The sequence below is a fragment of the Mycobacterium colombiense genome, assembly GCF_001672755.1.
Taxonomy (GTDB): Bacteria; Actinomycetota; Actinomycetes; order Mycobacteriales; family Mycobacteriaceae; genus Mycobacterium; species Mycobacterium colombiense_C.
Window position 1 is genome coordinate 23389 of sequence record NZ_LZKI01000169.1, and the last position, 21734, is coordinate 45122.

At 66.0% G+C, this 21734-nt stretch carries 24 protein-coding genes and 1 tRNA gene; 5 read left to right on the forward strand and 20 right to left on the reverse strand.

What is annotated here, in order from left to right; genetic code table 11:
• Positions 1–50: 50 nt before the first annotated feature.
• The 8 genes from A5708_RS22015 to A5708_RS22050 form a co-directional block, all read right to left on the reverse strand.
• Complete coding sequence (locus A5708_RS22015) at positions 51–389, reverse strand: hypothetical protein (protein WP_065030652.1); 339 nt, start codon at positions 387–389, stop codon at positions 51–53.
• Entirely contained in the window at positions 386–1648 is a 1263-nt protein-coding gene (locus A5708_RS22020) for an aromatic ring-hydroxylating oxygenase subunit alpha (protein ID WP_065030653.1), read from the reverse strand. The genes A5708_RS22015 and A5708_RS22020 overlap by 4 nt, the downstream gene beginning before the upstream one ends.
• Positions 1649–1661: 13 nt before the next feature.
• Positions 1662–2405 carry an SDR family NAD(P)-dependent oxidoreductase gene (locus A5708_RS22025; RefSeq protein WP_065030654.1) on the reverse strand — a complete coding sequence of 248 codons (744 nt, stop codon included), beginning with the start codon at positions 2403–2405 and terminating at the stop codon, positions 1662–1664.
• A gap of 32 nt (positions 2406–2437) precedes the next feature.
• Positions 2438–3532 (reverse strand): ferredoxin--NADP reductase, encoded by a 1095-nt coding sequence (locus tag A5708_RS22030; RefSeq protein WP_065030655.1) that lies wholly within the window; start codon positions 3530–3532, stop codon positions 2438–2440.
• Between the two features lie 93 nt (positions 3533–3625).
• Entirely contained in the window at positions 3626–4078 is a 453-nt protein-coding gene (locus A5708_RS22035) for a MarR family winged helix-turn-helix transcriptional regulator (protein ID WP_065030678.1), read from the reverse strand.
• Between the two features lie 11 nt (positions 4079–4089).
• Positions 4090–5337: a metal-dependent hydrolase family protein gene (locus A5708_RS22040; RefSeq protein WP_065030656.1), complete on the reverse strand. Its 1248-nt coding sequence runs from the start codon at positions 5335–5337 to the stop codon at positions 4090–4092.
• The gene (locus tag A5708_RS22045; RefSeq protein ID WP_196772714.1) at positions 5334–5669 is read right to left on the reverse strand and encodes a hypothetical protein; all 336 of its coding nucleotides are present in this window, start codon (positions 5667–5669) and stop codon (positions 5334–5336) included. The genes A5708_RS22040 and A5708_RS22045 overlap by 4 nt, the downstream gene beginning before the upstream one ends.
• Positions 5666–6934, reverse strand: a complete 1269-nt coding sequence (locus A5708_RS22050; protein WP_065030658.1) for an aromatic ring-hydroxylating oxygenase subunit alpha — start codon at positions 6932–6934, stop codon at positions 5666–5668. The genes A5708_RS22045 and A5708_RS22050 overlap by 4 nt, the downstream gene beginning before the upstream one ends.
• 184 nt (positions 6935–7118) lie before the next feature.
• Here A5708_RS22050 and A5708_RS22055 point away from each other — a divergent pair, with 184 nt between their 5' ends.
• Entirely contained in the window at positions 7119–8522 is a 1404-nt protein-coding gene (locus A5708_RS22055) for an aldehyde dehydrogenase (protein WP_065030659.1), read from the forward strand.
• 4 nt (positions 8523–8526) lie between these two features.
• On the opposite strand, the gene A5708_RS22060 is transcribed toward A5708_RS22055, so the two are convergent.
• Both A5708_RS22060 and A5708_RS22065 read right to left on the reverse strand, forming a co-directional pair.
• Positions 8527–8721, reverse strand: a complete 195-nt coding sequence (locus tag A5708_RS22060; RefSeq protein ID WP_065030660.1) for a long chain fatty acid-CoA synthetase Faa4p — start codon at positions 8719–8721, stop codon at positions 8527–8529.
• A gap of 204 nt (positions 8722–8925) precedes the next feature.
• Positions 8926–10014, reverse strand: coding sequence for a sensor domain-containing diguanylate cyclase (locus A5708_RS22065; RefSeq protein WP_065030661.1), 1089 nt, complete (start codon positions 10012–10014; stop codon positions 8926–8928).
• 157 nt (positions 10015–10171) lie between these two features.
• Here A5708_RS22065 and A5708_RS22070 point away from each other — a divergent pair, with 157 nt between their 5' ends.
• Complete coding sequence (locus A5708_RS22070) at positions 10172–10387, forward strand: hypothetical protein (protein WP_065030662.1); 216 nt, start codon at positions 10172–10174, stop codon at positions 10385–10387.
• 23 nt (positions 10388–10410) lie between these two features.
• Here the strand turns inward: A5708_RS22070 and A5708_RS22075 are convergent, their stop codons facing one another.
• The 4 genes from A5708_RS22075 to A5708_RS22090 are packed head-to-tail and all read right to left on the reverse strand — an operon-like array spanning position 10411 to position 14922.
• The gene (locus A5708_RS22075; RefSeq protein ID WP_065030663.1) at positions 10411–12552 is read right to left on the reverse strand and encodes a hypothetical protein; all 2142 of its coding nucleotides are present in this window, start codon (positions 12550–12552) and stop codon (positions 10411–10413) included.
• Positions 12553–12600: 48 nt separating this feature from the next.
• Positions 12601–13818, reverse strand: a complete 1218-nt coding sequence (locus A5708_RS22080) for an NAD(P)/FAD-dependent oxidoreductase (protein WP_065030664.1) — start codon at positions 13816–13818, stop codon at positions 12601–12603.
• A gap of 4 nt (positions 13819–13822) precedes the next feature.
• Positions 13823–14011, reverse strand: coding sequence for a ferredoxin (locus A5708_RS22085; RefSeq protein ID WP_065030665.1), 189 nt, complete (start codon positions 14009–14011; stop codon positions 13823–13825).
• A complete protein-coding gene (locus A5708_RS22090) occupies positions 14008–14922 on the reverse strand; it encodes a metal-dependent hydrolase (RefSeq protein WP_065030666.1) in 915 nt (304 codons plus the stop codon). Before A5708_RS22090 ends, A5708_RS22085 begins: the two co-directional genes overlap by 4 nt.
• A 349-nt stretch (positions 14923–15271) precedes the next feature.
• Here A5708_RS22090 and A5708_RS26475 point away from each other — a divergent pair, with 349 nt between their 5' ends.
• Complete coding sequence (locus A5708_RS26475; RefSeq protein ID WP_196772715.1) at positions 15272–16144, forward strand: DUF4383 domain-containing protein; 873 nt, start codon at positions 15272–15274, stop codon at positions 16142–16144.
• A gap of 43 nt (positions 16145–16187) precedes the next feature.
• Here A5708_RS26475 and A5708_RS22095 read toward each other — a convergent pair.
• From A5708_RS22095 to pgm, 3 genes are all read right to left on the reverse strand, one after another.
• Positions 16188–16263: transfer RNA gene (locus A5708_RS22095), tRNA-Ala, on the reverse strand.
• A gap of 56 nt (positions 16264–16319) precedes the next feature.
• The gene (locus A5708_RS22100; protein WP_065030667.1) at positions 16320–17489 is read right to left on the reverse strand and encodes an MFS transporter; all 1170 of its coding nucleotides are present in this window, start codon (positions 17487–17489) and stop codon (positions 16320–16322) included.
• 92 nt (positions 17490–17581) lie between these two features.
• Positions 17582–19225 (reverse strand): phosphoglucomutase (alpha-D-glucose-1,6-bisphosphate-dependent), encoded by a 1644-nt coding sequence (pgm, locus tag A5708_RS22105; RefSeq protein WP_065030668.1) that lies wholly within the window; start codon positions 19223–19225, stop codon positions 17582–17584.
• Positions 19226–19326: 101 nt separating this feature from the next.
• Here pgm and crcB (A5708_RS22110) point away from each other — a divergent pair, with 101 nt between their 5' ends.
• Both crcB (A5708_RS22110) and crcB (A5708_RS22115) read left to right on the forward strand, forming a co-directional pair.
• Positions 19327–19725 (forward strand): fluoride efflux transporter CrcB, encoded by a 399-nt coding sequence (gene crcB / locus A5708_RS22110; protein ID WP_065030669.1) that lies wholly within the window; start codon positions 19327–19329, stop codon positions 19723–19725.
• On the forward strand, positions 19722–20105 hold the full coding sequence (crcB, locus tag A5708_RS22115; protein ID WP_065030670.1) for a fluoride efflux transporter CrcB: 384 nt from the start codon (positions 19722–19724) through the stop codon (positions 20103–20105). The genes crcB (A5708_RS22110) and crcB (A5708_RS22115) overlap by 4 nt, the downstream gene beginning before the upstream one ends.
• Before the next feature lie 18 nt (positions 20106–20123).
• Here the strand turns inward: crcB (A5708_RS22115) and A5708_RS22120 are convergent, their stop codons facing one another.
• The 3 genes from A5708_RS22120 to A5708_RS22130 form a co-directional block, all read right to left on the reverse strand.
• A complete protein-coding gene (locus A5708_RS22120) occupies positions 20124–20750 on the reverse strand; it encodes a GNAT family N-acetyltransferase (RefSeq protein ID WP_065030671.1) in 627 nt (208 codons plus the stop codon).
• Between the two features lie 31 nt (positions 20751–20781).
• Positions 20782–21138 (reverse strand): DUF488 domain-containing protein, encoded by a 357-nt coding sequence (locus tag A5708_RS22125; protein ID WP_065030672.1) that lies wholly within the window; start codon positions 21136–21138, stop codon positions 20782–20784.
• A 39-nt stretch (positions 21139–21177) separates the two neighbouring features.
• On the reverse strand, positions 21178–21734 hold a 557-nt coding region (locus tag A5708_RS22130; RefSeq protein WP_231117985.1), incomplete at its 5' end, for an HpcH/HpaI aldolase/citrate lyase family protein.

Genomic DNA, 21734 nt, shown 5'->3' on the forward strand with positions numbered 1-21734 from the left:
TCGCGCCTTTCATAAAAGGGGTGTGCGGTGCGCCCTCGCGGGCGTAATGGTCAGGGCACCGGTCCGCCGGTGCGGATCATGACCGCGTCGGCGGCGTCGACCGGGCCGGGTTGGTGCATGATCTCCACCGCCATGGCGACCATGATCAGCGAATAGATCAAGTGCAGCAGGTTCAATGCGTCGTCGGGCACATTGTCGAGGGGAAACTTGTCGCAGTAGTCGATCGCCTCTTCGAGGCGGGGAAAGAAGGCGTCGTAGAAGTCGCGCAGCTCCGGCATCGACGCGTTCACCCGGGCGTTCCATCGTTCGGTTTCTGTTGCCAGACACCAGGTTTGGGCGTAGTCCTCCAACTCGGCGAAGGCGCTGGGCAGCGTGGGAGGCATCGTCACACCCCCACCGAATCCCGCTCGCGGCGATAGGCTTCGACCCAGTCCACGGCGACCTTGTGCAGATGGCGCACCAGGATCTCCTGGTCGTTGAGGGGGAACTCATCGACGATGCCGTATTCCAGCGCCGCCTGCGTCCCGCCGAGCATCCCGGCGTCTTGCAGCGCAAACTCTTTCAGCACCACCGAGGCGACTTCGTGCTCGATACGCTCCCGCACGGTGCGCGCCGGATGGAAGTAGGTGTACGCCTCGAACCGGTGCGTGTTGTGCGAGGTGGGCCAGTACCGGTACAGCAGGTACCAGCCGCCATAGATCAGGATCTCGATGTTGGGGAAGATCTGGAAGTTGCTGATGCCCCAGGGCTCGATACCTCCGGGATTGAGGCCGGCGGGCAGTTCGCCGATGTCCGGGGTTCGCCACGGTCCCACCAACCCGCTGCGGGTGGCCCGCTCGATCGGGTACATGTATTCCGGTGGCAGCAGCCAGCGGCGCCGGCCGGCCGTGGAGACCAACCGGTGCGGCCCGTCGAGTTGGAAATGCCCGCAAGTGAATCCGGCGTTGGGGTCGCGCACCTCGGAGGGCACTTGCTGTGAGTGCAGCGAGGGCACGTGGTAGTACTCCTGGAAGGCGTCGGCGAAGATCTTCCAATTGCTGTTGTTGTGAGCCACCCACTCGTAGCGTTCGGTCAGCTTGCCGAACGGATAGTCGTCGAGCCCGGTGATCATCGGACCGAGGTACTCACGCAGGCCCTGGCGCGGGTCGGCGTCGAAGTTGATGAAGACGAAGCCGTTCCACACGTCGCAGTGCACGGGGCGCAACCCGTGCTGCGCAAGATCGAGGTCGAAGAACTCCGACTCCTGCTGGACGAATTTCAGCGCGCCCTGCAGGTCGTAGCGCCAGCCGTGGTACTTGCAGGTGAACTGCCGGCACGTGCCGCGGGTCTCTTTGCCGGGAAAGTCGTTCCACACCAGCTTGTTTCCGCGGTGACGGCACACGTTGTAGAACGCGCGGATCTGCTCGTCCTTGCCCTTGACCAGGATCACCGACACGCCGACGACCTCGATCTCCTTGGTCAGGTAGCTGCCGACGCGCGGCAACTCCTCCACGCGTGCGACGTTCAGCCACGCCCGCTTGAAGATCGCCTCGCGCTCGAGTTCGTAGAACTCCCGCGACGTCGAGTCCTTGAAAGACACCGGGCCGGTGCCCAATTCGGGATAGTGCTCGGTCCAGGAGCCCTCCGGGGGCCTGCCTGCTCTGGTCATCGAATCCTCACAATCACATCACCGCTCCGCCGTTGACGCCCAACACCTGGCCGGTGATGTACCTGGCTTCTTCCGAACATAAAAACCCCACCGCCGCGGCGATGTCGGCCCCGGTGCCGAGGTAGCCCAACGGGATATTGCTGGCGATCTGCTCGTTGGACGGCAGGTACCCGGCGGCCTGGCCCTGGTGCTGCATCGGGGTCTCGATGCCCGAGGGCGGAATGTTGTTCACCGTGATCCCGTGCGGCGCGTATTCGCGGGCCAGCGACTTGGTCAAGGTGATGACCCCCCCTTTGGACGCCGCGTAGTGGGCGGCGAATGGCGAGCCGCGCTGGGCACTCGACGACGAGATCATCACGATCCTGCCCCAATGCGCCTCCACCATGTCCGGCAGCGCGACCTGGCAGCAGTGAAAGGTACCGGTGAGATTGACGTCGATGATCCGCGACCAGGTTTCGGCGCTGATCTCCAAGAAGGGCGAGAAGTCGAACATGCCCGCGCTGGTCACCAGGACCGTCACCGGGCCCAGCTCGCTGCGCACCTTCGCGAACGCCTGCTCCACGGCGGACCGATCGGTGACGTCGGCGCCCGCCCCGAGGGCGGTCACACCGTTGGCGCGCAGGTCGTCGGTGACACGTTGCGCGGCATGCTCGTTGACATCGAGGACTGCGACCTTGAGTCCGCGCCGGCCCAGTTCATGACAGGTCGCCTCGCCCATGCCCGAGGCACCGCCGGTCACCACCGCCACCCTGGTCATCGACTCCGCTCCACCATCGACCGCCTGTTCGCTCACTCGTAGACCACCCGCACCGTGGGACTGGTGGGCAGGGCCTGACACGTCAACACCCAGCCCTCCTCCACCTCATCCGGCTCGAGCGCGTCGTTGTTGATCATCCGGGCACTGCCCTGCGTCAGGCGTGCCATACACGTTCCGCACGAACCGATCTCACACGAGGACGGGGCCCGCAGGCCCGCCATCCGTGCCGTCTGCAACAACGTGTTGCCCGGATCGTAGGGCGCCGTGGTCGTGACTCCGTCCAGCACGATGGTGACCTCGTCGGTCACCACGTCGGTGTCCGGCGGCGCCGCCGCGGCGACGTCGTTCACGTCGAAGTGCTCCACATGTATGCGATCGGCCGGAACGCCCAACGCGGACAGCGCGGTTCGCACGGTGTCCATGAATTCGTTGGGCCCGCAGAGGTAAACGTCGGCGTCGCCGGCATCGCGGACGAACGCCTCGACGTCCGCCCGGGTGACGAAGCCGCTGTTGTCGTCGAGATGGTGGTGCAGCACGAAGCGATCGGAGTGCCGCGCATTGAGCGAGGCCAACGCCTCGTCGAAAATCACCGCGTCACGGCTTCGGTTGGCGTAGAACAGTCGCGCGGTGCGCCTGCCGGACGCCAGCGCGGTGCGCAGCAGCGAAAACACCGGCGTGATACCGCTTCCGCCGGCGAAGGCGATCAGCTCCCGGTCGCTGTCGTGCAGCACGAAGCGGCCCTGCGGCGGCAGGGCGGGCAGCTGGTCGCCGGGCGCGACCCTGTCGTTGAGCCAATTCGACACCAGGCCGTCGCGGTCGCGTTTGACGGTGATCCGCAGGTCCTCGCCCACAACGGGTGAGGACGACATCGAGTAACACCGCCGGTGCTCGCTGCCGTCGACGCTGACCAGCAGCGTCAGGAACTGTCCGGCTTGGTAACCGAACTGTTCCACGCTGCCCGGCGGGACATCGAGAACGATCGACACGGCGTCGCGGGTCTCGGCTATCACACGCTTGATCCGCAGTGACACAAAGCCATCCGGCAGGGCAGCGACGTCGACACCGCCCGATCCGGCCTCGGCCACCGCCGCCGAACCGACGTCCGCAGTCACGTGCTTGTCACCCATCCCGGCCACAATATCAACTACTTGCGATTGGTCTCAAGTACTAGATACAGGTGCCGCCTGGCGATGCCCCCGATCACACCGCCGCCGGCGGCGTCAGCCGTCGACGTGATCGTTGAACAGCTCATGGCCGGTGCCCTTTTCGACCACGCGGCCCAGCAATTCCCGCAGGGTCCGCTGTTCTTGCTCGGTCAGTACGCCGAACACCTCCTGGTGTGCGGCGATCGCATCGCTGACCACCGTCTCGGCGACCTTGCGCCCCTCCCCGGTCAGGTAGGCCCGCAGGATGCGGGCGTGCTGGGGGTCCCGCTTCCTCTCCACCAGGCCGCGGCGTTCCAGCGCGGTGAGCGCGAGCTGGACGCCCTGCGGGCTGATCAGCAGGCGCCGCGCCAATTCGGCGCCCGACAAGCCTGGTTCGTTGGCCAACTGGCGCAGCACACCGATCTGGGCGGTGCTCACACCGTGTTCTCGCATCGCCTCGTTGATGGTGGTCAGCGAGTAGTAGAAGGCCTGCTTGAGCAGCCACAGGATGTTGTCGGTGAGTTCCATGCCCGCCTCCATCACGTCGCGGGGGTCTTGTAGATCTGCCCGTTCTTCATGACAAAGCGAACGTCGAGGGTTGCGGCGATGTCGTCGAAAGGGTCGCCGGGAACGGCGATGATGTCGGCCAGATAGCCGGGCGCCAACCTGCCCAACTCGTCGTCCGCCTCGATCAGCTCGGCGGCCACCACGGTGGCCGCACGGATCGCTTGCGCGGGAGTCATGCCCCGTTCCACCAGCGCGCCGAGTTCCTCGGCGTTCTGACCGTGCGGGATGGCCGGCGCATCAGTGCCACACGCGATGCGCACCCCGGCGTCAATCGCCTTGGGCAGCATCGACTTTGCCCGGGGAAACACCTCGAGCGCTTTCTTGCGCAACTCCGGTGCGATGCGGTCGATGGCCATGGCGTCGGTCAGATACGTGGTCGAGACCAGGAACGTCCCGTGGTCGACCATCATCTGGATCGTCTCGTCGCTGGCCAGGAAGCCGTGCTCGATGCAGTCGATCCCGGCGCGAATGCACGCCTGTATTGCGCTGTCCCCCACGGCGTGTGCGGCCACCCGGACCCCGGCCCGGTGGGCCTCGTCGGCGATCGCGGCGAACTCGGCGTCGGAGTACTGCTGCGCACCGGGCGCGGTGCTGTGCGACATCACGCCGCCCGAGGCGGAGACCTTGATCAGCTTGGCGCCGTGCCGGATTTGGTAACGCACGCAGGCGATCACGTCGGGCACACCATTGGCGATACCCTCGGCCACCGACAGCGGCATGATCCCGGGGGCCAACCGCTGGAACACCGTTGGGTCCAGATGCCCGCCGTACGGGGTGACCGCGTGGCCGGCGGGATAGACACGCGGCCCCACGTGCCAGCCCTGGTCGATGGCGCGTTGCAGCGCCACATCGAGCAGATATCCCCCCGTCTTGACCATCAGCCCGAGGTTGCGCACCGTGGTGAACCCGGCCTCCAGGGTGGTGCGCGCGTTGACCGCGCCGCGCAGCGTGCGGTAGGCGGGGTCGTCCTGCACGCCATGCATGGGCGCCGGTAGGCCCTCCGGACCGCCGGGGCCGCCGATGAGCAGGTTGAGTTCCATGTCCATCAGGCCCGGGAGCAGCGTCACGTCGCCGAGGTCGATGATGGTCGCCGAATCCGGCAGCGGCTCTTGGGGATTGATGGCGGTGATGCGTTCGCCGTCGATCACCACTTCCGCCGGCGTGTGGATCTGGCCGGTCACGACGTCAGCCCAGCGGGCAGCGCGCAGCACGGAGATCATGGAACCGGCTCGGACACGCAGTCCAGCGTCGACGCACCCGAATCCGGGACGCGTGGCTGTTTCCAGCATTCGACCGGGAACGACACCATGATCATGGAATAGAGCAGGTGCATCAGATTCTGGACGTCGTCGGGCAGGTCGTCGAGAGAAAACTTGTCGCAGAACGTCAGAGCCTCTTCGGCTCGCGCGGTGATCGCGTCGTAAAACGCCTTCATTTCCGTCATCGAACTGGCCAGCCTCTTGGCGTAACGTTCGGGTTCGCTGGGCAGGCACCAGTCGGAGAACCGTTCGAGGTCGGCGAACTCGGCGGGCAGCATCGGCATCGTCATCACACCCCTGCCGTGGAAGTCCGGCGATAGTCATCGATCCAGGCCGCGGTCTCCTTGTGTAGGTGACGGATCAGCACCTCCTGGTCGCAGAGCAAGAAGTCGTCGATCACCTGTGATTCGAGCATCGTCTGGGTCGCCTCCAGCGTGTTGGCGTCCTGCAGGCCGTATTCCTTGAACGACACCGCTGCCAACTCCTGGGCCACCCGCTCGCGCGGGGTGCGCGGCGCCGGGAAGTACAGCGTGCCTTCGAAGAGCTGGCTGTTGTAAGACGTCGGCCAGTAGTGGTAGGTCAAATACCAACCCTGGCCCCAGAACAGGATGACGAAGTTGGGGAAAAGCTGGAACGAATCCAGGCCCCACGGATCGCATTTCGCGGGGTTGAGGCCGGCGGGCATCGGCCCCAGATCAGGCTTGTCCCAGGGGCCGAAAAGTCCGCTCTGGCAGATGTCTTCCATCGGCTTGCGCATCTCGTCGGCCATTTCCCAGGCCCGCACCCCTGAGGTGCTGACCAGCCGGTGCGGTCCGTCCAGCCGGTAGTGCGGAGCTTCAAATCCCGTCTCGGCGGCCGCCTTCGAGTACGCGGTGGGCGACTGGTTCGCATGCAGCACGGGCGCGTGGTAGAACTCCTGGAACGCGTCCATGTAGAGCTTCCAGTTCGCCTTGACTTCCGAGCGGTAGTACCAGCGAGATGTCATCTTGTCGAAGGGGTAGCCCTCCAGCCCGGCGATCATGGGCCCCAAGAACTCTCGCAACGACTGTTCGGGTTTCTTGGCGAAGTTGACGAAGATGAAGCCCTCCCACACGTCGCAGTGCACCGGCACCAGGCCGTAGCGGCTCTTGTCGAGGTCGAAGAACTCCTCCTCCTGCTGCACAAAGGTGAGGTTGCCATCCAGGTCGTAGCGCCAAGCGTGGTATTTGCAGGTGAACTGCCGGCACACGCCGCGCGTCTCTTCCTGTGGCATGTCGTTCCACACCAGCTTGTTGCCGCGGTGCCGGCACACGTTGTGGTAGGCCTTGATGTCACCAGATGTTGTGCGCACCAGAATGATCGAGGTGTTGGCGACCTTCAGTTCCCGGGTGAGGTAACTTCCCTTGCGTGGAAGTTGTTCCACGCGACCGACATTGAGCCAGGCCCGCTTGAAGATGGCGTCACGTTCCAACTCGTAGATCTCGGGGCTGATGGAGTCCTCGTACGACACCGGACCGGTGCCCAATTCGGGGTAATGCTCGGTCCAGCTGCCCTCCGGCGGTTTGGGGAATCGAGCCATGATCGCTCCTTATGCAGTCCAACGTGGGGAAACCCTGGGTGCCCAGCCGCTCACTTCTGCACTGCCCGCGCGAAACAACCACCTGCGCACCGGTTTCACCGATCCCTGAGAGCTCCGTCACGGCCGACGGTATATCCTCGACCCATCAATAGCAAGTAGTTGATATTGGCCCCGGGAGGCGCGGATGGACCACCAGGTCGTGCAAGTCATCTCACCACATACCGAGGAACCCATCGCCGAGGTCGATGCGGCCGGACCCGACGACGTCGACGCCGCCGTCGCCGCCGCGCGCACGGCCTTGACCTCGGCGCCGTGGGCACGCAGCGAGCCGCCGGAACGGATCGCGGCCATCCGGCGCCTGGCCGACATCTACGACAGACGCCGTCTTGAGATGGCCGACATCATCACCGCCGAGATCGGCGCCCCGACCAGCTTCGCCCAGCGCGCGCAGGTCGGCCTGCCCGCATTCATGATCCGTGCGTTCTGCGACCTGGCCGAGCGACACCAATGGCAGGAGACCAGGCCGGGGTTCTTCGGCAGCGACGTCCTGGTCCACAAAGAGCCCGTCGGCGTCGTCGCGGCGATCGTCCCCTGGAACATGCCGCAATTTCTGATCATCACCAAACTGGTGCCGGCGCTGCTGGCCGGCTGCACCGTCGTCCTCAAGCCTGCGCCCGAAAGCCCCTTGGACGCACTACTTTTGGGCGAGATGCTCGACGAGGCGGGCCTGCCACCCGGCGTGGTCAGCGTGCTCCCGGGCGACGCCGCGCTCGGCGCCTACCTCGTCGCCCACCGCGGAGTCGACAAGGTGTCCTTCACCGGCTCCACCACGGCCGGCCGCGCCGTCGCCGCGGCCTGCGCCGCCAACCTGACCAAGGTCAGCCTCGAACTCGGCGGCAAGTCGGCGGCGCTGGTTCTCGACGACGCCGCGCCGGACAAGGTCGCCGCCGGGGTGCGATCGGCCAGCCTGTCCAACAGCGGCCAGATCTGCAATGCGCTGACGCGCGTGCTGGTGCCCCATGCGCGCCACGACGAATACGTCGACGCGCTCGCCGCCGAGATGAACAGCCTTCGCGTCGGCGACCCCAGCGATCCCAAGACCCAGCTCGGTCCCCTGGTGTCGCGACGCCAGCAGCAGCGCGTTCGCGACTACATCCGGGTCGGCCACGACGAGGGGGCGCGATTGATCCTCGGCGGCGCCGACATGCCCGACGGGCTCGACCGCGGCTGGTACGTCCGACCCACCCTGTTCGCGGCCGCCGACAACGCGATGCGCATCGCGCGCGAAGAGATCTTCGGACCGGTCATCACGGTCATCCCCTACCGCGACGAGGAGCAGGCAGTCGAGATCGCCAACGATTCCGACTACGGATTGGCCGGATCGGTCTGGGGCAACGACACGGACCGGGCCCTGGCACTGGCCACGCGGATCCGCACCGGCACACTCGGCATCAACCAGGGCTACACGATGGATCCGTTTGCGCCCTTCGGCGGCGTCAAGGCAAGCGGTTACGGCCGAGAGCTCGGGCCCGAAGGGCTCGACGGCTACCTCGAGACGAAATCGATCGCGATCGCGCCGGGCGGCTAGGTAACTAGCTGGTCTCGCTGGCGACGTAGACGGCGACGTACCCGATCGGGATGCCAGTGCAGGTCGCGATGCATTCGCGTGCCGCCAGCTCCACCGTGGCCCGGCTGCCGGCGCGAGTGGCCCTGCCGATCTCGGGTATCCGGATGATCCATCCGTCCGCGTCGCGAGTGATTTCGACATCGAAGCACTGGCCGACCATCGGACACTTCACGCGGGGAGCGACCCGCTGACGGCGGGCGCTGCGCAACGATTGACGGCGCAGCAGAGTGGGCTGAACAGACATGGCTGCTTTCCTGAGTCGCGAACGAACCGCGGGCAAGACTAATCCGCATCGAGGCGAAAACCTAATCGGCGGTCTCAGCCGGATAACGGCGAACCTGCCCTCACTGCGGCTGGTGTCCCGTTACCCGCCGCAGGGCTCGACTTCCTTGTTGCGCCGCACCGTTCGGCGGTGCGATGAGTTCGGATCGTCCGGGTCAATCGTGAGCGGCTCGACGCGATTCCGTCCGTTGGATTTGGCGCGATAAAGAGCCTCGTCGGCGCGGCTGACGAGCCCGTCGACGGACTCGCCCGCGGCCGCGATCGCATAGCCGACGCTGCACGTGACCGGAATGGAGTGCTGACCGAACCGGACGGGGGTGTCGGCCTGGGTCGCCCGGATTCGCTCGGCCATGGCGGCCACGTCGTCCGACTCGGCATCGGTCACGAGGACCAGAAACTCCTCGCCACCGATCCGCCCGACGGCATCCACGGACCTGATCGATGCGCGCAGGCGTTCCGCACTCACCCGCAACACCTCGTCGCCCGCCGGATGGCCATAGGTGTCGTTGACCGCCTTGAAGTGATCCAGGTCGATGAGCAGTGCGGCCAGCTGTGCGCCGTCGTCGGCCCTGAGTCGCTCGGTTTCGGCGATCTCGAAGACGGCGCGCCGGTTCCAAAGACGGGTCAGCACATCGACGTTCGCCTTCATCTGGAGCTCGTCGTTGACGCGCGCGAGCGCGAGTTGCGTTTCCGACATCCGGGCGACCTGCAACTCCTGCTCGGCCATCGCGGCGAGATCGCGGAGCGAGCGATGCGCGTCGGGATCGAAATCGCGGGGCTCGGTGTCACCGATGCAGAGCACGCCGACGCGTTCACCCTCGAAGCTCAACGACACCCCGACGTAGAACACCCAGGTATTGGCAAAGCCGCTGTCGCACACCCGCGGATCGGTGCGCGCATCTCGGACGACGAAGATCTCGTCGTCGAGCACGGTGTGGTGGCAGTACGAGTCACAACGCGGCCCCTCGAAACCGTCGAACCCCTGCGCACTTTTCAGCCAGGCGAGCTTCTCGCCGACGATGTCGATGACCGCCATCGGAACATCGAACAGACGTCGCGCCAGTCGCGTGATCCTGTCGAACCGCTCTTCGGCGGGTGTTCCCAGCAAATCGACCCGTCGCACAGCGGTCATGCGCTGCTCTTCGGTCGGTGCATACGCTGCTTCAGGCATCTGTCGTCCGGCCAACCTTGGTCAATGGGCGATCAGAGCATCCTAAAGACCGCCACGACGTTCCGGTGCGATAACAGGCGGCGTCCATCCGGCTATGATGTGATCTAGACCACACATGGCCTGGGTATGTTGCGGGCGTCACACCTAAGGAGATTTCATGGTTGGCGTGGATCGCTCTCGAAAGTCCGTCATCGCGCCCCGCGCCGGCGCGGCGGTCAATTCACACCGTCTGCTCGTCGCCTTTCTGACTGTCACCGTGCTCATCTGCGCGATCGTGGGCGCCATCGCGGCCGCGGCCATGGGACAAACCACGGCCGCGCTCCTCATCGCGCTTGTGGCCGGTGGGTGGTTCTCGGCCGCTGTTTTGTGCTGACCACCAAGAAGGGTCGCGGCTACCTACGGCGAATCCCGCTCGTCGCAGTGTGGAAGCCGGCGCAATAGGCCGGGATCACTCGGCACGCACAGGCGACGTCGTCCGTCCTCGTCGGTGTCAACGCCGACCGGCATCTCGTGGCCGCCCGCTTCGGCCGGATCGACAACAAGCTGCAGTTCATCGGAGTCCACGAACAACACGGCATCATCGTGCGACAACCGCCACGGGTGGCCATCGGTGGGCCATCGGCCGCCGATGGCCCGAATCTCGTCGAGCTCACCTGCCTCACCCTCGTCCGCAACGGCCTCGACGCAATCGATCCACAATTTCGCCGGCACCGGACGGAAGTACACCGCGAGGCGTTGGCGGTTGAGATCGAGGTCGACCGGCATCCCGATCGGTGGAAGCGATGTGCCCTCGGGTTGATCGTTCAGCGATTTCTTCACCTGACGAGAACCGATGCCGGTGCCGAACCAGTCGATCGTGAGGACGGTGGTGATGTATTGAGCGATCGCCAGGGTCAACAAACCGCCCGCCCCGGCGGCTCCAACTCCCGCGGCCCCCGCCACCCAGGTCACCGGCAGCGCTAGCAGACCGATGACAGCCGCCGCACCCGCAGCCGTGGCCACTTTGCCGGCGGCGGTCAGGCTGAAGTCCGCATTGACGTCGGGCTCGGAGTTCTGCGCCGGTCGCACCCCCACGGTTCGCGGTAGCCGATCGAATCGCTCGCGAACTCGCTTGACTTCGGCCTCGTATTCCTCGGTGCTGAGGTGACCGGCGCGCTTCTTCTGACCGGCCAGACTCAGCGTCTGCTCGAGAAGCTCGATGCTGTCTACGTCCTCTCGTAGCAGCTCTTTCTCCTTCGGGTCGCGAGGAATGCCGCCAAGGCCCATGTCGTACGTCACCTTGAACGTCGCCTCGAAGTCGTACAGCGTGGTGTCTGCGCTGACGGTGCCGTCGACGACCAGTCGGCCGTCCTCGGTTCGCGGGACGATATCGGCGCTGAGAGCGTCGAGACTGCGGTCCTGTCCGCCGATGCTGATGGTCTTCGGGCCTACCAACGCGCACGGCGCGTCGGGGTCGAAATCGCTCTCGTCGAGATCAAAACTGTTCATCACGGTGTCACGGACCTGCCGCAGAATGCTCCACCCGGTGGCGGCCAAAGCCGCTCTCTCCCGAGGATTTTCGGCAAGGACGGATGCGGGCAGCTCCTCACCGGGCGGCAATTCGCGCAGCGTCTGCAGTTGCACCACCATGGATTCCTCGGTGACTTGCATGGACGGCGGGCCTACGTCAAAGCGCTGCACCACGGCGTCGAGCTCCTTGACCGTGCTGTCGTCGAGGGCCTCGGGGTCGACGTCCACCGGTGAGGGCAGTAACGCCTGAATCCCGTTGTCTCCCATTGCCTCCAGTTGCGGGCGGACCGCCTCCGCGATCTGGGCGGCAAGCGAGTCGAGTACCCTTGTCCTGGCTTCATCGTCGGACAGGCCGGGGTGCTGCAGCTTCTCCAGGTTCACCATCAGCTCCCCGGCGATGCTGTGGGTAATCCAATACGCCTCGGCGTAGTCGAGTTCCCAGCTGATCCGCGGGTCTTGTCCGTTAAGAACCGTGACACCGCCCTCGCGCCGCTCGACGTGCGGACCGAACAGCCACCCGGCGTACTGGTCGGGCACCGGGCCGGCCACCAGAGCGGGAGCATCCTGGGATGTGAAGTTCAGTGCGATCGTCTGCTTGCCCGGCTCTAGCTGGTGGGGTTCGAGCTGATCGTGGATTGTCAACCGCCCGAACAGCGGAATCTCGTTGTACGCGATCTCGCGCGACTCTCCGGCACGCGGACCGTCGGGGATCGTGATAGTTGCCGGGGGCAGCGACACCAGCGGGATGCAGGTGACCGAATCGATCACGATCTTGGAATCGAAGATCACCAGATCAATTGCGAAGTGCCGCAGCGGGTCGCGAACCTCACCGTCGGACTCCTCCTGCCACAGCCGCTGACGGGAGTCGAGGACGAACCAGACGCGATCCACGGTGATGTCAAGGGTCGCCGTGGCGGAGTAGCCGGCGCCGTCGACGGATTGCGTGTACTTGTCGCCGCTGAACATCTCGACCGTCTGGTCCTGCACGCGTTCGCGATGAATTTCGATGATCGTGTCGGGACGATGCATGTGGTTGCTGTACCCAAAAAGGCGTGTCTCGAGTCGAGTCCGCCTTTGCTAATCCGGTCGGCTCGGCGGGAATTCGGCGCGCTTTTCGATGGCCTCCCGATAGGCATGGACCCGGCCCGGGATCGTACCGAGCACCGCGATGGTGCGGCCGTCCCGTCCGTAAGCGCCGACGAACTCCCCGACGCCCGAATTGCCTTCGATGATCTCGACAGCGTCGTAATCCGTTGGAACACCCAGCATCTGCAACTTGACGTCATATTGGTCGGACCAGAAATACGGCACCGCATCGAAGGCCTCGGCGTGCTCGGGCCCGGCCAGCAGTGTGCGTGCCGCTGCCTCGCCCTGACGCGCCGCGTCGTCCCAGTGTTCGGTGCGCAGATGGCGCTCATACAGCGGGTGCCACCAGCGCGCCACATCCCCGGCGGCGACCACATTGCCGTCGCCGGTGTCGCCCTCGGCGGCGCCGGTGGCATCGCAGACCACGCCGTCGTCCAGATGCAGACCCGAGCCTTCCAGCCAGCCCGTGGCGGGCGTAACACCCAGCCCGACAACGACGACGTCGGCTGGGACCTGCGAACCGTCGGTGAGTCGGACTGCTTCCACCCGCCCGTTCCCGCCGAACCCGTCGACGCCCACGCCGACGCGCAGGTCGACGCCGTGCTCGCGATGCAACTGCGCCCAGCAGGGCGCCAGCTCAGCGCCTAACGCTTGAGCCAGCGGCCCGGCGGCCTTCTCCACGAGCGTCACATCCAGCCCCAGCAATCGACAGGTTGCGGCGACCTCACTCCCGATGAACCCGCCCCCGATCACCACGACCCGTGGCCGCGAGCCGAGTCGCTCTCGAATGCGGAGACAATCCTCGACGGTCCGCAGCAGAAGCACGCCTTCGGGGACCTCGCCGCCCGGCCATTCCCGGGGTTGCGCGCCACTGGCGATGACGACTCCGTCAAAACCCAAGGACAGGTTCTGGCCGTCGTCGAAAACCTGAACGGTACGTGCGGACATGTCCAGTCCAACTGCGGTTGCCCCTCTGAGCACCCGCGCATCCATGTCGAACTGCGGCGCCATATCGATGCCCGCTCGGTGCACCTGACCGCTGAGCAGCTTCTTCGACAACGGGGGCCGATGGTAGGGCGCCTGCCGCTCGGCGCCGACGATGGTCAGGGCGCCGTCGTAGCCGTCCCGTCGCAGCGTCTCCGCCGCCCGCGTCCCTGCCACACCGGCACCGATCACGACGACCTGCCGTAGCTGTCGATTTGCGGGCATCGCGTCAGTCCTCCACCACGATCGCCTGGGTGGGGCACGACACTTCGGCGGCCTTCAACGGTCCGCGTAGCTCCCGCCGGGGCTGCTCTTGGAGCACGTGGAGCCCGTCCTCGCGCACGTCAAAAACTTCATGGCACAGGCTCATACAGACACCGTTTCCGTCGCAGGTGTCGAGATCCACTGAAACCTTCATCGGACTGCGACCTTTCCTTCCAGCTGAGCCCGTTCGCGGGCGGCCTTCGCCGCCGGCGACTTCTTGATGTACTCGACCGCCATCGTCGTGACCGCTTCGGGACCCGGATGATGTGAAGGCCGCATGTACCTCGCGGGTTGCGTCACCATCAGCTGCCAAGGACCGGGCAGCTTGTATTCGCGGGCCGCACGCCACCAATCGCGCCAACGCCACTTCTGGTCGATGGTCGGATCGTGGGCCATCAGGTATTTCGCTCCGGCAATCCACCAGCCGTAAAACAGCGGGGTGGTCATCAGCATGGAGAAGGCCCTGATGAAGTAGTTGCCGCACACATGCTGGTAGACGTCGAACACCAGAGAACGGTGTTCGACCTCCTCGGCCCCGTGCCAGCGCAACAGATCCAGCATCATCGGATCGGTGCCGGCGTAATCCAGGCCGCGGTTCTGCAGCACCCATTGGCCCAACATCGCGGTGTAATGTTCCAGCGCTGCCACGTCGGCCAGACGCCGATACAGCCACCACCGCTTCATCGCCGGCGGAAACCACCTGGGCGGATCACCCAGCGCCACCGACAGCATTTTCCGGAGTCGCGAGGTGTACGGCTTGGTGTCGATGCCTTGTTCGGCCAAATGGTCCAGCACCACCTGGTGCGCCCAGGCATGCCAGGATTCCTGCTGGATGAACGGCTTGATCGCCGCCTCCAGCTCCGGGTCATCGACCAGGGACGATGCTTCCAGGACGGCCTTGATGAAGTGCCGCTCCCCTTCGGGAAGGAGCAGATGCAAGACGTTCATCATGTGCGTCGCGAACGGGTCGTCGGGCACCCAGTGCAGCGGCGTCTCGGACCAGTCGAATCGGACCATCCGGCGGTAGCGCGGGTGTCCCTCGTGGTGAAGTTGGACCTCGGGCATCGAAAGCTCCTCCCGCCGACCGACCGTGCTTCGTCGGTCGATCCGTTTCTCCTTCGCAAGAAACAAGTTGACTTAAGGCCGAACCGGACTGAAGGCGCCGATTCGCTGCGAACAACCGTTCACTCGGCTGCGTACCCGCGCAAGCGGTCAGTCATGCGTGCCGGCGTCCCTTAATCGGCGCCGGGGTCCTCTCGCGCTTCCCCAATTCGCCGATAGGCCAGGCTCCTGAGATAGCCGTCGGCGCTGCGCGAGAAGGCTGGAGTAGTCCGGCCGGAAGCGGGTAGCCCTGCCGCAGAACCTCTTAGGCGAAAGGCCGCGGATGCCTGTTACGGCGGGCCACGTTCCCGGCGTGACGTCGGGATTGCGCAGGATCCCCATGGATCCTGGGCGTTTCCGTAGCGGGCGTTGGTTTCTGCTGGTAGAGGGCGTGCTGGTGAGCGCGTTCGGCATCGCGGGGTTGATTTCGGCCGCCCTGCACCCGCATGCCGGACCCACCGGCGTCCCACTTCTCGGCTTGGCCACGACTGCGGCACACAGCGCGATCCTGCTCGCATTTGGGGTGGCGGCGCTTGCTGCTATCGGTTATCGCCGCGCGGCAGTAACCGTGACTGCAGTGAGTGCAATCGGCTACTTGATGTTGTTGTTTTTCAGCAGTGTCGCCACGGCGCGGGCTAAACCGACGCTGTTCGGTTTTCACGCTGCTGACATCGTGCTGCACGGCGTGCTTGGGATAGTCAACCTCGCGCTACTGATGTGGCTGATTCCCGACGAGTTGGGAGATGAGGCGTGGGGGCCGAAACGGGGGCGCAGCCGCGGTCGGCTGCGGCCTTCTCCCTTCGCAGCGGTCACCGAGCCGGGATCCATGAGCGCGGCTGCGGTGACGAAACCGGGGCCACCGCCCGCAGCTCCGGCGGCGCCCGCTCTGGAGTCGGGCGCACGTGGAAGCCCACCCCCGCATCCAGTGGTAGCTGAACAGCAGCGCCAGCCTGGACCCACCACCCAATCGATAAGCGTTCGGCCCGCACATCGCACCGCTCTCGAGCAGCCGAGGAGTCACGAAACGAACGGGCCCTCGGCCGGCAGCGTCCAGAAAGCGGGACAGGCGAAACGCTCCGCCACTCGGGTGGCAGGCGCGGTGCTATCACACGGTCTCGTGCCTGTGGCCGTGGCTGTCGTGGCGGCTGTCGTCGGGATCACCATCTGGGTGCACCGGCGCCGCTGACATTGCCGGGTTTTCCATCGTTCGCCTGCAGCGTGCGGTTTCTTGGTGGAGCTAAGGGGACTCGAACCCCTGACCCCCACACTGCCAGTGTGGTGCGCTACCAGCTGCGCCATAGCCCCGAGAAGTCGTGCCCATCGAAATTACACCACCGGTAACTGACCTTCAAAGTCGCTGCTCATACCGGCTCGACGTCCGACTCAGCCGCCAACAGATCCGCCTCCAGATCCACCGCCGTTCGGGTCTCCGGCGCCACCACCCAGCCGATAGCGGCGATCAGCAGAACGATCCCGCTGATGACGAAGCCCCACGTGTAGCTGAACCGCTCGGCGGTCCACCCGACCGCCATCGAGCCGACGATGGCGCCCAGGTCCGACATCATCTGCACCGTCGCCACCGGAAGGCCCGCGCGCGCCTCATTGCCCAGGATGTCGGCGACGGCGGCCTGCAGCGGTGACATGTAGATCCCCGTCATCGCTCCGACCACGCCGGCCGCCACCATGAACACCGGCAGCGACGCCACGAAGCCCAGCCAGACGGTCGCCACCCCGGACGTCACCAGCCCGATGATCAACAGCGTGCGCCGCCCCATCCGGTCCGACAGGTAGCCACTGGGGATGACGGCCAGCGCGTTGCCGCCCGCGAACGCCGCGAGGACCACGCCGATGATGCCGATCCCCCGGCCCATGACGTCGGAGATGAACAGCGGGACCAGCGCGACACGCAGCCCGAACGCCGACCATCCCGTCGCGAAATTGGACAGCAGCGCCGAGCGGTACGCGCGCACCCGCAGCGCCTCGCGCAGCGTCACCGTGGATCGAGTCGGCGGCGGCGGTGCGGCCAGCGCCGAGTTCCGCAGGCTGTAGAACAGCACCACCGCGACGGCCAGCATGGCGACGCCGTAAACGACGAACGGTGCGGTCAGCCCCCATCCCGCCGCCAGGCCGCCGACCGCCGGACCGCCGACCGCGCCGACCATGAACGAGGTGGTGAACAGCCCCGCGATCCGTCCGCGCGCGTCCGGCGGGCTGATGTGGATCATCAGTCCCAGCGCCGAGACATAGAACATTGTGGACCCGATGCCGCTGAAGACCCGGAAAAGCATCAACTGCCAGTAAGCCTGGGAAAACGCGCACGCGGCGGTCGACACCGCCACGATCAGCAAACCCCCGATATAGATCCGCCGCTCACCCAACCGCTCGGTGAGCAGGCCGCTGATCGGCGCGAAACACAACCGGCTCAACGAAAAGACGGTGACCAAGAATGTCACCGCCTTGATGCTGACCCCGAAGGTACGTGCAAAGGTTGGCAGCGCCGGCGAGATCACCCCATAGCCAAGGGCGATCATGATATTCGCCCAGCTCAGAATCCAGACTTCGCGCGGCAGCCGGCCAGAACGGGACGCACGCCCCCCCGAGCGGGCAAGACGGAGGGAAAAGGTCACCCAATGACTTTATTAACTACCTCGCGCGCGGTTTCCTGCACCTCCGCCAAATGCTCAGGGCCGTTGAAGGATTCCGCATAAATCTTGTACACGTCCTCGGTTCCGGACGGACGCGCGGCAAACCACGCATTGGCCGTCGTCACCTTCAATCCGCCCAGCGGTGCGCCATTGCCCGGCGCCGCGGTCAGCTTCGCGGTAATCGGCTCCCCCGCCAATTCCGTCGCCGTCACCTGGTCGGCGGAGAGCTTCGAGAGCCGGGCCTTCTGGTCGCGGTCGGCGGGCGCGTCGACCCGCGCGTAGTACGGCGTGCCGTACTCGGCGGTCAGCCGCTGATACCGCTCCGACGGGCTCGCCCCGGTGACCGCGAGAATCTCCGAGGCCAGCAGCGCCAGGATGATGCCGTCCTTGTCGGTGGTCCACACCGAGCCGTCCCGCCGCAGGAAAGACGCCCCGGCCGACTCCTCGCCGCCGAAGCCCAGGGTGCCCCCGATCAGGCCGTCGACGAACCACTTGAACCCGACCGGCACTTCGATCAGTTTGCGGCCGATGCCTGCGACCACGCGGTCGATCATCGACGAACTGACGGCGGTCTTGCCGACGGCGATGCCGCCCGGCCACGACGGCCGCTGGGTGTAGAGGTATTCGATGGCCACCGCGAGATAGTGGTTCGGGTTGAGCAGCCCCGCGTCGGGCGTGACGATGCCGTGCCGGTCGGAGTCGGCGTCGTTGCCGGTAGCGATCTGGTAGCGGTCGGGGTCGCCGGACATCGTTCGGATTAGCCCCGCCATCGCGTCCGGCGAGCTGCAATCCATCCGGATCTTGCCGTCGTGGTCGAGCGTCATGAATCGCCATGTCGCGTCGACCAGCGGATTGACCACGGTCAGGTCCAGGCGATGCCGCTGGGCGATCTCGGCCCAATAGTCCACGCTGGCCCCGCCCAGCGGGTCTGCGCCGATGCGCACTCCCGCCGCGCGGATGGCGTCGATGTCGACCACGTTGGGCAGGTCGTCGACATAGTTGCCCAGGTAATCGTGGCGCTGCACGGTTTGCAGCGCCCGGGCCAGCGGAATGCGCTTGACGCCCGACCCGTCGCGCAGGATCTCGTTGGCGCGCTTGGCAATTGCGTTGGTGGCGTCGGTGTCGGCAGGCCCGCCGTTGGGCGGGTTGTATTTGAAGCCACCGTCAGACGGCGGGTTGTGCGACGGTGTCACGACGATTCCGTCGGCCAGTGCCTCGGTGCGGCCGCGGTTGTAGCTGAGGATCGCGTGGCTGACCGCGGGTGTCGGGGTGTACCGGTCGCGGGAGTCGATCATGGCGACGACGTCGTTGGCGGCCAGCACCTCCAGCGCCGACACCCAGGCCGGCTCGGACAGGCCGTGCGTGTCCCGGCCGATGAACAACGGGCCCGTGGTCCCGTGCGCGGCGCGGTACTCGACGATGGCCTGGGTGATCGCCGCGATGTGCGCCTCGTTGAACGCCCCGTTGAGCGCCGACCCGCGGTGACCCGACGTGCCGAAGGCGACCTGTTGAGCGACGTCACCGGGGTCGGGCGCAATCGAGTAATACGCCGTCACCAGGTGGGACAGATCGACGAGGTCTTCGGGCTGGGCCGGCTGACCGGCGCGGGGATTGGCGACCATGGTGACCAATTCTGCCCGTGTCCGCGTCCCCCCGGGCTGCGCCGGTCTGGACTTCGGCCATACGCTGCGTAGCGCAGCGGCAAACGAAGGGAATCGACCCAGTGGCTCAACGGGACTATCGCGAATTGGCCGCGGTGTTTGCCGGTGGGGCGCTGGGCTCCCTGGCCCGCGCGGCGCTGAGCACCCTGGCCGGCCCTGACCCGGCGAGCTGGCCATGGCCGACGTTCACGGTCAACATCGTCGGCGCATTCCTGGTGGGGTACTTCACCACCCGGCTGCTGGAGCGGTTGCCGACGTCGAGCTATCGGCGGCCCCTGCTCGGCACCGGATTGTGCGGCGGTTTAACCACTTTCTCGACGATGCAGGTCGAGACGCTGAGGATGATCGAACACGGCCACTGGGGGCTGGCCGTCGGCTACACCGTGACCAGCATCGTGCTCGGCCTGCTGACGGTGCACCTTGCCACCAAGTTGGTGCGCCGGGTCCGGGTGCGCCGATGACCGCCGCCACCGTGACGACGGCTCTGGTCTGGGTCGGCGTCGTGCTCATCGGCGGCAGCGGGTCGGTGCTGCGTTTCGTCGTCGACCGCACGGTGGCGCGCCGGCTGTCGCGACCCTTTCCCTTCGGCACTTTGGCCGTGAACATCAGCGGCGCAGCGCTTTTGGGCTTCCTCGGCGGGTTGGCACTGAACAAGGACGTGGCCCTGCTGGCCGGCACCGCCTTTGTCGGCGCCTACACCACGTTTTCCACCTGGATGCTGGAAACGCAGCGGCTCGGCGAGGAACGCCGACTCTGGGCCGCACTGGCCAACATCGTCGTGAGCGTGTTGCTCGGTGAAGCGGCGGCCTTCATCGGACAGCATCTGGCACAGCAGCTTTGATGCGGGTCCGCGGGGCCATCAGGTGTCGCGCTGACGGGGGACATCTTCGGGAGTGCGGGGCAGCACGTACAGCGCCATCCGCCGATTCGCCATGTCATGCTCGCCGAGAAATACGCAGCCGCCTCGTTCACAGAACTTGCGCGCCAAGGTGTTACGATGATCGGGATCGAACATGATGCGGCGACACCGCGGATCCAGGGTGAAGATGCCGATCACCAGATACGGCAGCAGGTACTTGACGTGGCCGCGCTCGATGTAATGTAAATCGGCGACCGCGACATGCAGTCCCAAATCGTAGGGGTCATGCTCGTATCGCCGAGCAATGGAATCCTTTGCCGCTCTGTATAATTCGACGTATCCGCGGTCTACACCGTCCAGACTGGCGATGAGCGGGCGTGAGAAGCCGCCCTCCAGTTGCGCCTTCAGGTAGCGTTGCCACCGCGCCACCGGCCAGTTGGACTCCCAGGCCTCGACCAGATGCGGCCGGCTCATCCACTCCGCGACCATCCCGGCGTCGGCGTCCGGGTCGGCAACGCGCAGACCGTACGGCTCGGGTAGTTCCGGGATGGGCGGCGGCGGCACGCTGCGGATCGCCTCGGGAAGGTCGGTCAGTTCCCGCGGGAGGATCGGGTCGGGGTTGGTCATATCAACGGGACGAGCCTGGTTCGAACCCGGTTCAGCGGGATGTGAGCAGCTTGGCCAGCACCGCGGCCTGGCTGATGTCGACGTCGCGGGTCGCCGTCACCAGCGTGACGGAACCGCGCTTGGCGAGCTTGCGCAACTCGTCCAGGGCGCTGCTGTCGCGCAACTCGCTCTTGTAGCGTGACGCGAATTCGTCGAACCGGTCCGAATCGTGGTGGTACCACTCGCGGAGATCTTTCGACGGAGCGACGTCCTTGCACCAGATGCCTACGCGCGGATCGTCTTTGCGCACCCCTCGCGGCCAGACGCGGTCGACCAGCACACGCTGGCCCTCGTCGGGGCTGACGTCGTCGTAGACCCGCGCCACCCGGATCCGGCCCTTGGCGCTCACAACACCAGGGTAATCGCGGACATGCAGGCGTCCAGTGGCTCAGTAGTGGTAGGTATCCGACGGCGCGGGCGAGTGATCGCGCTCTTCCTCGTCGATGTCCAACGCCTCGATGCCGTAGGCGCGGGCCAGCTCCAGGATCTTGGTGGCCCGGGCGATGCGGGGCAGGTCGGAGCCGTTGCGAATCTCTCCCCCGTCACGTTCGAACTCCGCGAAAAACTCTTTCGCCCATGAGATTTCGTCCTGCGACGGCGAAAGCCCCTCATTGACGACGGCACATTGATCGGGCGTCAGGCAGATCTTGCCGGTCATCCCGAACTGGGTGGACACCGCGGTGGCCTCGATCAGCTTCAGCGGATTGGAGCCGATGGTCGGCCCGTCGATGGCGCTGGGCAGGTCGGCGGCCTTGGAGGCGATGGTGAAGCGTGATCGCGTGTAGGCGAGGGTGGCCGGGTCGTCGCCGAAACCGGTGTCGCGGCGGAAGTCGCCGATACCGAAGGCGAGCCGGAAGGTGCCCTTGGTTGCCGCGATCTCGGTGATGCGTTCCAGGCCCCGGGCGGTTTCCACCAGGGCCACGATCGGCAACGGGCGCGACATCG

Excerpts from the sequence above, each read along its gene's own strand:
- A5708_RS22020 (WP_065030653.1), bottom strand. The coding sequence starts at position 1,648 with ATGACCAGAGCAGGCAGGCCCCCGGAGGGCTCCTGGACCGAGCACTAT.
- A5708_RS22025 (WP_065030654.1), bottom strand. The coding sequence starts at position 2,405 with ATGACCAGGGTGGCGGTGGTGACCGGCGGTGCCTCGGGCATGGGCGAG.
- A5708_RS22030 (WP_065030655.1), bottom strand. The coding sequence starts at position 3,532 with ATGGGTGACAAGCACGTGACTGCGGACGTCGGTTCGGCGGCGGTGGCC.
- A5708_RS22035 (WP_065030678.1), bottom strand. The coding sequence starts at position 4,078 with ATGGAACTCACCGACAACATCCTGTGGCTGCTCAAGCAGGCCTTCTAC.
- A5708_RS22040 (WP_065030656.1), bottom strand. The coding sequence starts at position 5,337 with ATGATCTCCGTGCTGCGCGCTGCCCGCTGGGCTGACGTCGTGACCGGC.
- A5708_RS22050 (WP_065030658.1), bottom strand. The coding sequence starts at position 6,934 with ATGGCTCGATTCCCCAAACCGCCGGAGGGCAGCTGGACCGAGCATTAC.
- A5708_RS22055 (WP_065030659.1), top strand. The coding sequence starts at position 7,119 with ATGGACCACCAGGTCGTGCAAGTCATCTCACCACATACCGAGGAACCC.
- A5708_RS22060 (WP_065030660.1), bottom strand. The coding sequence starts at position 8,721 with ATGGTCGGCCAGTGCTTCGATGTCGAAATCACTCGCGACGCGGACGGA.
- A5708_RS22065 (WP_065030661.1), bottom strand. The coding sequence starts at position 10,014 with ATGCCTGAAGCAGCGTATGCACCGACCGAAGAGCAGCGCATGACCGCT.
- A5708_RS22070 (WP_065030662.1), top strand. The coding sequence starts at position 10,172 with ATGGTTGGCGTGGATCGCTCTCGAAAGTCCGTCATCGCGCCCCGCGCC.
- A5708_RS22075 (WP_065030663.1), bottom strand. The coding sequence starts at position 12,552 with ATGCATCGTCCCGACACGATCATCGAAATTCATCGCGAACGCGTGCAG.
- A5708_RS22080 (WP_065030664.1), bottom strand. The coding sequence starts at position 13,818 with ATGCCCGCAAATCGACAGCTACGGCAGGTCGTCGTGATCGGTGCCGGT.
- A5708_RS22085 (WP_065030665.1), bottom strand. The coding sequence starts at position 14,011 with ATGAAGGTTTCAGTGGATCTCGACACCTGCGACGGAAACGGTGTCTGT.
- A5708_RS22090 (WP_065030666.1), bottom strand. The coding sequence starts at position 14,922 with ATGCCCGAGGTCCAACTTCACCACGAGGGACACCCGCGCTACCGCCGG.
- A5708_RS22100 (WP_065030667.1), bottom strand. The coding sequence starts at position 17,489 with ATGATCGCCCTTGGCTATGGGGTGATCTCGCCGGCGCTGCCAACCTTT.
- pgm (WP_065030668.1), bottom strand. The coding sequence starts at position 19,225 with ATGGTCGCCAATCCCCGCGCCGGTCAGCCGGCCCAGCCCGAAGACCTC.
- crcB (WP_065030670.1), top strand. The coding sequence starts at position 19,722 with ATGACCGCCGCCACCGTGACGACGGCTCTGGTCTGGGTCGGCGTCGTG.
- A5708_RS22120 (WP_065030671.1), bottom strand. The coding sequence starts at position 20,750 with ATGACCAACCCCGACCCGATCCTCCCGCGGGAACTGACCGACCTTCCC.